Genomic DNA, 12,252 nt, shown 5'->3' with positions numbered 1-12,252 from the left:
AGAGTGCGGCTCCCTCTCTGCAATTTAGTCTTTCTTATCATAGCTAACCCCGGCACGGAGCGCGTCTTGGGAAGGCAGCAGCAATTCCACTTGGAGACCACGTTCACCTTCGTCGCGGATCGAACCCTGACAGATGACCCGCTGGCCGCGTCCAATCCCGGTTTCCACCAGGGCTCCGTACCGTTGCCCCATCAGATGGGTGAGCTCGCCGACGATATGGTCTTCGATACGGACCTGCACGGCTCGTTCTCCGGCATACTTGCCGGTCTTGATCGCGGCGAAACCCAAATGGAACCAGATCCGTTCTTGGGGGCCGAAAAAGTCCAGTGCCTGTTGATGCTCTTCTTCTTTAGTGACTACCACCGGCGTGTACCCGGTGATGTTGAAGTACGGTCCCTCCGGGGAGGCTTCCGGTAGCACCTGATCGGCCGGAGCAAGCCGCAAGTACACCTGCATGATGGATTCTGCTTCGCCTTCCGGCCACCAAATCCGGGCCGGGCACAGACCGATCTGACGGTTCCGTGTGAGCCGGTCCAGCACGGCGTAGTATTGCGGGGCCACCGCGGCGGGTAGAAAGCCGATGTGGTGGTAGCGTTCCCCGCTCAGGAGAGAAACCCGCACGGAGAGGCCGTGCTCTTCCTGCAGTGGTTCCAAAACGGCCACCACGTTCTTGCCGTATTCTGCACGGAAGCTCTGCAGCGTTGACCAATAGTTCAGTTCACCGACAACCTCTAAGTCACCGGCCGGGTTGAGATCAATCAGCTGAAAACCCGCTGGCAAGATGCCGCCTGGTAGGGACTCTTCCTGCTGCATCCTGTCGGCAGTGTTGCCGGAGACCCTCGGGTCCAACACCGCTGGGGAAAAGTCGGCAGCCTGCAACCGCACCGGTTCGCTCCGGCCTGAAGATCGGCTTGGTTGGCGTCGAAAATGTTCTGACAGTAGTTCCCGGGCACGCTGGTAGGCCCATGTCCTACCGGCGAAGGGCGTGTTCTTCATCTCTGTCCTCGCTGCCGGGATTACTCAACCCCGTAGACTGCTGTTCATGCGTGAATATCTGTACCGGGTCAAAGACTCCATCAGAACCGAGCTCTGGCCAGTTCCCCTGATCGCTCTGCTACTGGCCGTCGTTCTTGGTTTGAGCTTACCGGAGCTGGACCGAGCATCCTATGCCTCGGCAACAGATAATCCCCGGTGGCCGTGGGTCTTCTCCGGTGGCCCGGACGCGGCTCGAGACGTGTTGACCACCATCTCTGGCTCTCTCATGACTGTCACCTCACTGACTTTTTCGTTGACCGTGGTGACTCTGCAATTGGCCTCCAGCCAGTTCTCACCGAGACTGCTGCGCAACTTCACCGCAGACCGCTTCGTCCATGTCACCTTGGCCGTCTTCCTGGGCTCCTTCACCTATTCACTTTTCGTGCTGACTGCCGTTCGGACCGAAGATGAGTCCGGGCCCGAGTTCGTGCCCCATCTTTCCGTGACATTCGCCATTATTTTGGCGTTGGCTTCGGTCTTCGCGCTCGTGCTATTTCTTGCCCACTTGGCTCGAGAGATTCGCGTAGAAATGGTGATGAAGAACGTCCGGGCCGAAACTGCGCGCCAGATTGAGCAGATCTACCCGGAATACACCACCGACTTCCAGCCGATACCGGACGAACCGAACGAGAGAATTCTCCGACTTCGCAGCCGAAAATCAGGGTTCTTGGCAGCCGTTGACACGCAAGCGCTGCTGCGCGCCGCCGAAGAGACCAACACCATGATCCGCTTCGACGCCAAAGTGGGTGACTCGGTCATTGAAGGAGCACCACATATCTCCATCTGGCCCGGGCCGGGCAGCTCCGGAATCAGCGGCGAACAGCACGAGCGGCTCAAGAGCGCGTTTCTTGACGCGACCACGGTCAATTCGGAGCGCAGTGTGCTCAACCAGCCCGAGTTTGGTTTACGTCAGCTCTCCGACATTGCCTGCAAGGCGCTCTCCCCCGGTGTCAACGACCCGACGACAGCACAAGACGCGATGGTTCATATCGGCAGCCTGCTTGGCGTTGCCTCCAACCGGGTCACCGGTCCGCGCCTGTTCCGGGATGAGACAGGTCAACCCCGCCTGTTGGTCAACCAACACACTTTCGCCGATTTGCTCGACACCGGTCTGACCCAGTTGCGGGTCTACTCCGAGGCGGATCCTGTGGTGCTGCGCCGCTTAGCCAACATGCTGCGAGATATTGCGTGGGCGGATCGCTCCAAACGTCACGAAGCAGAGATCCAAGTCCATCTTGACCGGCTCAGCGAGAGCGTGAATCGGTGCGCGCATATCGAGGCGGACAAGAAAGAGATCAGGGCCGCTCTTGACGATGCCAGAGTGGCCCTGAAGCGCAATCTGTAGCGCCGTTTCTCTATACGTTGGGGCTGCTGCTAAGCCGCAGTGGTGACCCCGGTAGCACGATAGGCCGAGGGTGAGCAGTTGTATGCCGAACGGAAGCTCCGGGAGAAATGAGCCGCGTCGCTCAGGCCCCAGCGGGCCCCAATAGCCCCGACCGGAAGATGTGCCAACAACGGGTCAGCCAGATCTTGACGACACCGCTCCAACCGGCGGCTCCGAATCCATTCCGAGACGGTAGAACCGGTCTCCGAGAACAGTTTGTGCAGGCTGCGGACGGACATGAAATGGGCCGCGGCAATCACCGCCGGCGACAATTCGGGGTTGGGCAGCTGCTGGTCAATGAAGTCACGAACTTCAGCCAGCAATTTTGTCTGCTCGTCCACCGGGGCGTGCCCCTGATACAACTCGTCAGCAAGGAACGTCGTCATCAAGTCGACTACGTTCTGAGCCAAGCGAGCGCCAAGGGGTGAACTCAACTCCGGCAGCTGTTGGCCGAGCTCAGCAACGAAGGGGCTGATAGCACGAGCCAAGCGCTGCTCCCCGGCCAACCGCACCGCGGCCAGCTGCTTGATGTCTGCCGCGGGGATACCCAATCCATCCTTGGGGAACATCAACACCAGCGTGCTGAAATCTTCATCGAATTCGAGAGTATATGGCTCCCCTGTGTCGTACAGAGCCAAGTCTCCTGGACGTAGGGTTGCCGAACGACCGTATTGAGCCAAGAACCCTTGTCCTGCCAATTGCAGATTCAGTTTGTAGTAGCTCTTGTCCTCACGATCGATCTGGTCCTGGGTCCGCATAACGCTGTGTTGGGGCGCCTGAACCTTCAGCAACGCGATCTCATTGAATTGTTGACCGGCGATCGTCGCCCTGAATTGATCGTGGATATCCGTTGTGGTTTCCAACGGCACAAAAGCATTCGAGACCAACTGTCGCCACTGAGCGAAGTTGTCCACAGTCTGTTCTTGGTACATCAGCCACCTCTTCTGCAACCAGAATCACGGCGTGAGATAAATCACCGTGTCCGGATAGTCTAATGAGGTTTTCAACCAATGTCAGCTATTTTCTCCAACTGGAGACATATAAGCGTAAAAAAAGAGGACCCTGCTCGTTACTTAGGCTTTACCTGTGCGCAGAAGTACATCCAGCATGAACCGCGTATGCTCTCGGAGGGTTTGTTCCTCGGTCCCTTCTTGGTTCAAAGCCGTGGTCACTTGGGTTCCCAAAAGGAACGTCAAGAAGGTGTGTCCGGCGCTAACTGCTGTCTCTTCTGCCAGTCCTTCGTCCATGAACCAGCCGTGCAGCATCTTCTGCCAGCTACTCATCTTCTCTCGGTTGACTGCTTGTTCTTCCTCGTTGTGTAAGGCTCTTTGCCAAAAGGGAATGACCACGCGGGCCTCGTCCTGGCGCAGCTCATCTAGTGGTAAGACTTGTTCCGCGAAGGCTTCGAGCGCTTCTCGGCCCGTGGAGTCCCCCACTTCTTCGTGGATCCTCGTGGTGGTTCGTTCAAACACGTACTCAAAGGTGGCTTCGAGCAGGTCTTCTTTTGTGGGGAAATAGGGTTTGAGGGCCCCGTTGGCGTAACCGGCCGCCGCGCAGATCTGGCGCATGGTAGCTCGTTCGAATCCGAACTGAGCGATCACCCGCCACGTCACCTCCACCAGTTCGGCACGCCGTTGCACATGATCGACGATCAGGGGCATCTATCCTGCCACCTCGATGGCTCGCTTCAACGCCGCCAGAATAAAGGTCACGTTCGCCTCCGTGGCGTTGTGGCCCATCAAACCGATACGCCAGATCTTTTGTGCGTACTCCCCTGTCCCCGCGCCGATCTCGGTGTCGTATTCATCGAGCAGGAAGGAGCGGACGGCCGCCGCGTCAACACCGTCGGGAACACGGACAGTTGTCAGCTGCGCGAGCCGGTGCCCTTCAGCGGCAAAGAGCTCTAGCCCCATCTCTTCGAGCCCGTCTTGGAGCATTTTTCCGGCTGCGGCGTGCCGGGCGTAGACCTTCTCAAGCCCCTCGGCTTCAATGCGATCCAGTCCGGCTTGCAGTGCAATGACCATGCCGGTCGGAGCGGTGTGATGGTAGGTTCGTTGCCCGCCGGTAGCACCCACGGCGTAACCGCCCAGCAGACCCAAATCTAGGTACCAGTTGGCTGGCTTCTCAACCCGACGTTCGAAGGCGCGGTCGTTGATGGTAAACGGTGCAAGCCCTGGTGGCACGCCCAAACACTTCTGGCTGCCCGCATAAGCAAGGTCCACGCCCCACTCATCAAGGTTAATCTCCATACCCCCGATGGAGGTGACGCAATCGGCAAGCAGCAAGGCATCCCCTTTGCCTGCGCCCAAGGCAGCAATATCGGAGACAACGCCGGTGGAGGTTTCCGCGTGGACCGCGCAAATCATCTGCGGGTTCGGGTGGGCGGACAGGACACGTTCCGCATCGACAGGTTGCCCGTAGTCGTGATCGACCCGAACAACTTCGGCCCCATGTCGAGAGGCCACTTCCACCATCCGCTCACCAAAGAGACCGTTAACTGCGACCACGACGACATCGCCGGGGTGCACAGTGTTGACGAACGCTGCTTCCATGCCAGCCGAGCCAGTAGCAGACAGTGGCAAGGTGCGCGCGTTCTCGGTCCCCCAGACCCTCCGTAATTGGTCACACACGGCATCCATCCGGGTGATGAACTCAGGATCCAAATGGCCTAGTAGAGGCAACCCTAGAGCCAGCTGAGCTTCCGGGTATGGGTTGCAGGGGCCGGGACCAAACAGGCGCCGGTTGGGCACGGGGGTGGAAAAAGCAGTGGAGGCACTCATGTGGGTCAGTCTAAGTCGTTCGCTCTGCAGTAGGCTAGTCCTACTCGCCTCGATTTTCTTCTTAGAAAGGATGAGCCATGACACCGAATCAAATCGGGTTCGCGCTGATCTTACTCACCGCTTTGTTGCTGTTGGGTAAGTGGATGCGCGTGAAGATTGGTTGGGTTCAGAAACTCTTTCTCCCCTCCTCTATTCTGGCTGGCTTCTTGGCGCTGGCCCTCGGCCCGCAGATCCTGGGTCGACTTGCTGAGCCGCTGAATCTTCCTTGGCTTGCCGATGGTGGCGTGTTCACCGAGGAAATCCTCGAGGTCTGGAAAGTTCTGCCCGGCCTGTTGATTTCAGTCGTGTTCGCCGCCTTGTTCCTCGGCTCAAAGGTGATGTCACCGCGTAAGGTGGCCCGCCTTGCTGGACCTCAGCTATCGATCGGTATGGCTTACGCAACCGGGCAGTACATCATCGGTATTTTGCTCACCATGTTGTTGCTGGCTCCGCTTTTTGGCCTGCACCCTGCTGCTGGCGCTCTCATTGAGGCCGCATTTGAAGGTGGACACGGTACCGCAGCCGGTATGAAGCAAGTCTTCGAAGACTTTGGCTTCGAAGGCGGCTCCGACTTGGCTTTAGCCCTTGCCACCGTTGGTTTGGTCTCGGGCATCATCATCGGCGTTGCTGTGATCAACTGGGCCGTCAGAAAAGGCAAGGCCGAATGCTTGGACAACGGCCTGCAAATGTCGCTGGAAGAACAGCGCGGGCTGTACAAGAAGGACGAGAACGTTCCGGCCGCGATGATGACCTCCCGCCCGTCCTCCATTGAGCCACTGTCATTGCACCTAGCTGTCGTTGGGTTGGCAATCCTTATCGGCTGGCTCCTCCTGTCCGGGCTGCAGTGGCTGGAATCTGTTCTCTGGGGCGAGCATTTGCAGCTGATGGAATATCTGCCGTTGTTCCCGATGGCAATGCTTGGCGGCGTGATTGTCCAGCTGTACTTGGATAAGACCGGAAACGGCTTCTTATTGGACCAGCAGATGATGTTCCGCATCCAGGGCCTAGCACTGGACCTGCTGATCATCTCCGCGTTGGCTACGCTGTCTCTGACGGCCATTGCGCAGAACTGGGAGTCGTTCCTGATTCTGTCGGTTGCCGGTGTGGCATTCTCTACCTTCGTGTTGGTGTGGCTCACCCCGCGTATTCTGCCCTCGTTCTGGTTGGAACGCGGTGTGGGTGACTTTGGCCAGTCCATGGGCGTCACGGCGACAGGCCTGATCCTGATGCGTATCGCGGACCCAGAGGACAAGTCTCCCGCGCTGGAAGCCTTCGGCTACAAGTCCTTGGCTATGGTGCCGTTCTTTGGTGGCGGTATGATCACCGCCGCCGCCATTCCGTTGATCATGCAGTTCGGGGAACTGCCGTTCTTGATCGTGATGATTGTCCTGTTCGTCGCCTCCGTGTGGTGGGGTATGGGCCACTTCAAGAAGGTCAAGGCCGGTGACGTGGATGATCCAGTCGAGGAGATCATGGAGGAAGCTGAAGCACAAGCTTAGGGCTTCACGTCTACGAGCAAAAGGACGGTTCTGGTACCCCAATGGGGTTCCACCAGAACTGTCCTTTTTGCGTGTGCGGCTGTTGTTCAGATGCGATGTTCAGATGAGTAGACTAGCGCTCATGAGTGAGCTGCCTGATTTCAAAGACCTGTTGCCTATGTCCACGGCGGACAAGATGCGAACCACGAAAAGCCTGAAATGGTCAACAGGAGTTCAGCTGCCATGTTTCGTGGCGCAAATGGACTTTCAACCGGCACCAGCAATTCGTCAGGCTCTCTCCGAATGGGCTCTCGAAGGAGACCTGGGGTATCAGCCCCCAGCCCTGCTGAAATCCTTTCAGGAAGCCATTGCGGACTACTACAGTGACTTGGGCTGGCAACCGGAGCGTAGCCATATCCGCCCAGTCTCTGACCTAGTCACCTTGTTCGAACAGGTCCTCGACGCGTTCCTACCGGAGGGGCAACCGCTCATTTTGCTCACCCCGACGTACATGAATTTCCTAACTTTGGCACACGATTCTGGCCGACCGTTGCGTACGGTGAGCATGGTCAGGAACGTTGCGGACAATTGCTGGGACATTGACTGGGATGGACTCGCTAGCGCAATGACCGACGGGGGCATGTTGGTTCTGATTAGCCCGCACAATCCAATCGGTAAGAGTTACACCCGCGAAGAGCTGGCCCGTATCGCGGAGCTAGCCGCAAAATCGGGAGTGAGAGTTTTTGCGGACGAGATTCACGCCCCAATCATGTTGGGCGACGGCCAGCACGTCCCTTTTGCCGGCGTGAGCCCAGAGGCACACAAGGTGGCGTTGACCGCTTTTTCCGCCACCAAGGGATTCTCCATCCCGGGTACTAAAGCTGCTGCCCTCATCTTCAGCAACCCGCAGGACGTGTCCGTCTGGAAGCCAAAGAGTATGAGGGTCGAGTTCGGTACAGCAACTTCAGGATTGGTGGCTACAGCAGCAGCACTCAATCACGGGCGGCAATGGCTGACAGAAGCTTGTGACTACCTGAGAAGCAATCGTGACTTGGTTGCCGAGCTCACCAAAGAATACTTACCCGGTGCTATCTTTATTCCACCGGAGTCAACATACTTGGCGTGGCTGGATGTCAGGGGCACGGCCAACTACGAACAATACCGAGCTAATGCCGAACGAAGTTTGGCGCGGAATCTCGCCAACGCCTGTGGTGTGCTGCCTACTGATGGCGAAGAGTGTGGACCAGAAGGTGTGGGGCACATTCGCGTGAACTTTGCGACGCACCGAGACACCGTTGTCAAGATTTTTCAGGCGCTTGGATCAGCGCTTAGTCCGCGCTGACATCGCCTTTTCTCATGCTACGAGAGTACTTACCTAGCATGAGTTTGGCCGAAACCGCCGCGCCAAGGCCATAGGATAGACACAGTGGTAACTTTTACCATGACCTATGGGGAGAACTCAGATGCGATTCACGTTGCAACAGTTACAGTGCTTTGTGACTGCCGCACGCCATGAGTACTTTGGCGATGCTGCCAGGGCGCTGCAGCTGAGTCCTTCTGCCTTTTCTGATCAGATCGCGAATCTCGAAGAGAAAATCGGAGAGGCGCTCTTTACTAGAACGAATCGCGGGGCACGGATCACTGCGCGCGGAGCAGAACTTCTTCCGCTTGCAACACAGGTGATCCACTCGGTGGAACGATTCGAGGCGGAAATCGTTAAGCGAACCGAAGTAATTACTTTGGCGAGCATGAATACGGTTCCTGAAGTGGCACAGATCCTACGCAGCTTGCGTGCTGAATTCCCGCAGGCAGAGCTGAAGACACAACATGTCCCTTATTTGGATGGTGTCCCGAAACTCTTCGCTGGGGACTTGGATGCACTGATCTACCCCATGCCGCACAAGAACAATCCTCCGGGAACGGATTATGTGGTCATTCAGCAACAGGGGTTTGTGGCTGCGATGCCTAAGAAGCATCCGTTGGCACAACGAGCCTCTGTAACGCTGAACGACTTACTCCCCTACGAACTCTTGAGTGTCACAGATTTGGAGCGCGATGTGTGGCATACAGGAATCTTTGGAGCCGAAAGGGTCCCGTTCCTCAAACGCAAACCACTTATTATTGATGCCCCTCAAGCCCAGGATCTCGTGGCGGCCGGATTCGGGATCAATGTCTGTCCTGAATCGATGCAATATTCGAACCCCCGGGACGAGGTCACCTACATTCCAATTAGTGATGCGCCAACGCTGTATATGGGGCTCTTGACCCTAGCTGAAGATCGGCGACCTATCATGAACGTCCTTCGGAAGTTCGCCGCACAAGCACACTAAGTCATACCTGGTCACACCCGCAGCACATCAAGGCTCGAATCTATCGTCGGCAGGATATGCGGGTTGCCACCTTGAAAAGAGATCAAGGCAATTTTTAGGGCAACCCGAATTGTGTTTTTAAATGGGTGTGGGCCTCACGTCGTTGTGAGGCCCACTCTCCTTTTTTGTGAAAGGGGTGTCCGGCGGTGTCCTACTCTCCCACAACCTCCCGGTTGCAGTACCATTGGCGCTGTGGGTCNGTTTTTAAATGGGTGTGGGCCTCACGTCGTTGTGAGGCCCACTCTCCTTTTTTGTGAAGGGGTGTCCGGCGGTGTCCTACTCTCCCACAACCTCCCGGTTGCAGTACCATTGGCGCTGTGGGTCTTAGCTTCCGGGTTCGGGATGGGTCCGGGCGTTTCCCCCACGCTGTTGCCGCCGTAACTCTTTCTCGCCCCCTGGTACCCGTTTGTGGTGGGTTGGGGGTGAAATCTAGTGGCACGTGTTGTGCGTGCGTGTGTATTTGGTTATTGTGGTGTTGGTGCCCGCCCACACGCTTGTGTGTGGGGGTTGTTGGTTGGGGACCGTATGGTGGACGCGGAGCATCACAACGTTTTGTGTGTGTTGTGTGTAAGTTATCGGCTTATTAGTACAGGTCAGCTGAGCAAGTCGTTAGTCCTTGCGTACACATCCTGCCTATCAACCCAGTGGTCTTGCTGGGGGCCTGGTATGGAGATCTCATCTTGAAGCTGGCTTCCCGCTTAGATGCTTTCAGCGGTTATCCTTCCCGAACGTAGCTAATCAGCGGTGCACCTGGCGGTACAACTGACATACCAGAGGTTCGTCCGTTCCGGTCCTCTCGTACTAGGAACAGATCTTCTCAAATCTCCTGCGCGCGCAGCGGATAGGGACCGAACTGTCTCACGACGTTCTAAACCCAGCTCGCGTACCGCTTTAATGGGCGAACAGCCCAACCCTTGGGACCGACTCCAGCCCCAGGATGCGACGAGCCGACATCGAGGTGCCAAACCATGCCGTCGATATGGACTCTTGGGCAAGATTAGCCTGTTATCCCCGAGGTACCTTTTATCCGTTGAGCGACGGCCGTTCCACAACGTACCGCCGGATCACTAGTCCCGACTTTCGTCCCTGCTCGACATGTCTGTCTCACAGTCAAGCTCCCTTGTGCACTTACACTCGACACCTGATTACCAACCAGGATGAGGGAACCTTTGGGCGCCTCCGTTACTTTTTAGGAGGCAACCGCCCCAGTTAAACTACCCATCAGGCACTGTCCCTGAACCAGATCATGGTTCGAAGTTAGATATTCACTATGACCAGAGTGGTATTTCAACGATGACTCCACCGACACTGGCGTGCCGGTTTCCTAGTCTCCCACCTATGCTACACAAGTCACACCGAATACCAATACCAAACTATAGTAAAGGTCTCGGGGTCTTTCCGTCCTGCTGCGCGTAACGAGCATCTTTACTCGTAGTGCAATTTCGCCGAGTTCATGGTTGAGACAGTAGAGAAGTCGTTGCTCCATTCGTGCAGGTCGGAACTTACCCGACAAGGAATTTCGCTACCTTAGGATGGTTATAGTTACCACCGCCGTTTACTGGGGCTTAAATTCTCCGCTTCGCAACCACAAGGGTTGCTAACAGGTCCTCTTAACCTTCCAGCACCGGGCAGGAGTCAGTCCGTATACATCGTCTTACGACTTCGCACGGACCTGTGTTTTTAGTAAACAGTCGCTTCTCTCTGGTCTCTGCGACCCTTACCCGCTCACCACCGCTAGTGTGGGTCACGGTCCGGGTCCCCCTTCTTCCGAAGTTACGGGGGCATTTTGCCGAGTTCCTTAACCATGATTCTCTCGATCGCCTTGGTATTCTCTACCTGACTACCTGTGTCGGTTTCGGGTACGGGCGGCTAAAACCTCACGTCGATGCTTTTCTAGGCAGCATAGGATCACCGGATACACCCCACCAAGTGTGGGGTCCCATCAGATCTCAGGCACAAGATGCTGGCGGATTTGCCTACCAGCAGCCCTACATCCTTAGACACGGACAACCATCGCCGTGCCCGGCTACCTTCCTGCGTCACACCTGTTAATACGTTTGCCTTCCAAAATCAGGTCCCACGCCGCCACACACCACCAGAATAGTAAACTAAACCGGTTGGCATGTTTTGGGGTGGTTAGTATCAATTGGTCAACATGGACGGTTTTTCGCCGGTACGGGAATATCAACCCGTTATCCATCGACTACGCCTGTCGGCCTCGCCTTAGGTCCCGACTTACCCAGGGCAGATTAGCTTGACCCTGGAACCCTTAGTCATTCGGCGGACGGGTTTCTCACCCGTCTTTCGCTACTCATGCCTGCATTCTCACTCGAACACACTCCACCACTAGATCACTCTGCGGCTTCACCACGTGCTCGACGCTCCCCTACCCAACCACACAAAAATGTGTGTTTGCCACGATTTCGGCGGTGTACTTGAGCCCCGCTACATTGTCGGCGCGGAATCACTTGACCAGTGAGCTATTACGCACTCTTTCAAGGGTGGCTGCTTCTAAGCCAACCTCCTGGTTGTCTAAGCAACTCCACATCCTTTCCCACTTAGCACACGCTTAGGGGCCTTAATCGGTGGTCTGGGCTGTTTCCCTCTCGACTATGAAGCTTAGCCCCCATAGTCTCACTGCTACGCTCTCACTTACCGGTATTCGGAGTTTGGCTGACGTCAGTAACCTTGTAGGGCCCATCGGCCATCCAGTAGCTCTACCTCCAATAAGAAACACGTAACGCTGCACCTAAATGCATTTCGGGGAGAACCAGCTATCACGAAGTTTGATTGGCCTTTCACCCCTACCCACAGCTCATCCCCTCCATTTTCAACTGAAGTGGGTTCGGTCCTCCACGCGCTCTTACACACGCTTCAACCTGGCCATGGGTAGATCACTTCGCTTCGGGTCTAGGACACGCGACTAAAAACGCCCTCTTCAGACTCGCTTTCGCTACGGCTACCCCACACGGGTTAACCTCGCCACATGCCACTAACTCGCAGGCTCATTCTTCAAAAGGCACGCCATCACCCACACAAATGCAGGCTCTGACGGATTGTAGGCGCACGGTTTCAGGCACTATTTCACTCCCCTCCCGGGGTGCTTTTCACCTTTCCCTCACGGTACTGATTCACTATCGGTCAACAGGGAGTATTTAGGCTTACCA

The 12,252-nt window shown here is 56.4% G+C and carries 8 protein-coding genes and 2 rRNA genes; 4 read left to right on the top strand and 6 right to left on the bottom strand.

Translation table 11 applies throughout. The features are described 5' to 3' along the window. Positions 1 to 24 precede the first annotated feature (24 nt). The gene (locus ACFFFR_RS00050) at positions 25 to 996 is read right to left on the bottom strand and encodes a hypothetical protein (protein ID WP_377457100.1); all 972 of its coding nucleotides are present in this window, start codon (positions 994 to 996) and stop codon (positions 25 to 27) included. A gap of 46 nt (positions 997 to 1,042) precedes the next feature. On the opposite strand from ACFFFR_RS00050, the gene ACFFFR_RS00045 reads away from it, so the two are divergent. Then, positions 1,043 to 2,380, top strand: a complete 1,338-nt coding sequence (locus tag ACFFFR_RS00045; protein WP_377457098.1) for a DUF2254 domain-containing protein — start codon at positions 1,043 to 1,045, stop codon at positions 2,378 to 2,380. 29 nt (positions 2,381 to 2,409) lie between these two features. Here the strand turns inward: ACFFFR_RS00045 and ACFFFR_RS00040 are convergent, their stop codons facing one another. The 3 genes from ACFFFR_RS00040 to ACFFFR_RS00030 all read right to left on the bottom strand — a co-directional run bounded on the left by ACFFFR_RS00040 (position 2,410) and on the right by ACFFFR_RS00030 (position 5,199). Beyond that, positions 2,410 to 3,351 carry an AraC-like ligand-binding domain-containing protein gene (locus ACFFFR_RS00040; RefSeq protein WP_377457096.1) on the bottom strand — a complete coding sequence of 314 codons (942 nt, stop codon included), beginning with the start codon at positions 3,349 to 3,351 and terminating at the stop codon, positions 2,410 to 2,412. 141 nt (positions 3,352 to 3,492) lie between these two features. Then, positions 3,493 to 4,080, bottom strand: a complete 588-nt coding sequence (locus tag ACFFFR_RS00035) for a TetR/AcrR family transcriptional regulator (RefSeq protein ID WP_377457094.1) — start codon at positions 4,078 to 4,080, stop codon at positions 3,493 to 3,495. After that, on the bottom strand, positions 4,081 to 5,199 hold the full coding sequence (locus tag ACFFFR_RS00030; protein WP_377457093.1) for a pyridoxal-phosphate-dependent aminotransferase family protein: 1,119 nt from the start codon (positions 5,197 to 5,199) through the stop codon (positions 4,081 to 4,083). It abuts the gene before it with no gap. Positions 5,200 to 5,276: 77 nt separating this feature from the next. On the opposite strand from ACFFFR_RS00030, the gene ACFFFR_RS00025 reads away from it, so the two are divergent. From ACFFFR_RS00025 to ACFFFR_RS00015, 3 genes are all read left to right on the top strand, one after another. Then, complete coding sequence (locus tag ACFFFR_RS00025; RefSeq protein ID WP_377457091.1) at positions 5,277 to 6,737, top strand: sodium/glutamate symporter; 1,461 nt, start codon at positions 5,277 to 5,279, stop codon at positions 6,735 to 6,737. Between the two features lie 121 nt (positions 6,738 to 6,858). Further along, complete coding sequence (locus ACFFFR_RS00020; RefSeq protein ID WP_377457089.1) at positions 6,859 to 8,058, top strand: MalY/PatB family protein; 1,200 nt, start codon at positions 6,859 to 6,861, stop codon at positions 8,056 to 8,058. A 121-nt stretch (positions 8,059 to 8,179) separates the two neighbouring features. After that, positions 8,180 to 9,046, top strand: a complete 867-nt coding sequence (locus ACFFFR_RS00015) for a LysR family transcriptional regulator (RefSeq protein ID WP_377457087.1) — start codon at positions 8,180 to 8,182, stop codon at positions 9,044 to 9,046. 302 nt (positions 9,047 to 9,348) lie between these two features. Here the strand turns inward: ACFFFR_RS00015 and rrf are convergent. Both rrf and ACFFFR_RS00005 read right to left on the bottom strand, forming a co-directional pair. Next, positions 9,349 to 9,465 (bottom strand): 5S ribosomal RNA (rrf, locus tag ACFFFR_RS00010). A gap of 183 nt (positions 9,466 to 9,648) precedes the next feature. Next, a 23S ribosomal RNA gene (locus ACFFFR_RS00005) occupies positions 9,649 to 12,252 on the bottom strand; the annotation flags it as partial.

Origin of the sequence: Micrococcoides hystricis, from assembly GCF_042434215.1 — a bacterium.
GTDB lineage: Bacteria > Actinomycetota > Actinomycetes > Actinomycetales > Micrococcaceae > Micrococcoides > Micrococcoides hystricis.
Note: the sequence above shows the minus strand (reverse complement) of the source record. Positions and strands in the feature narration are given on the sequence as shown.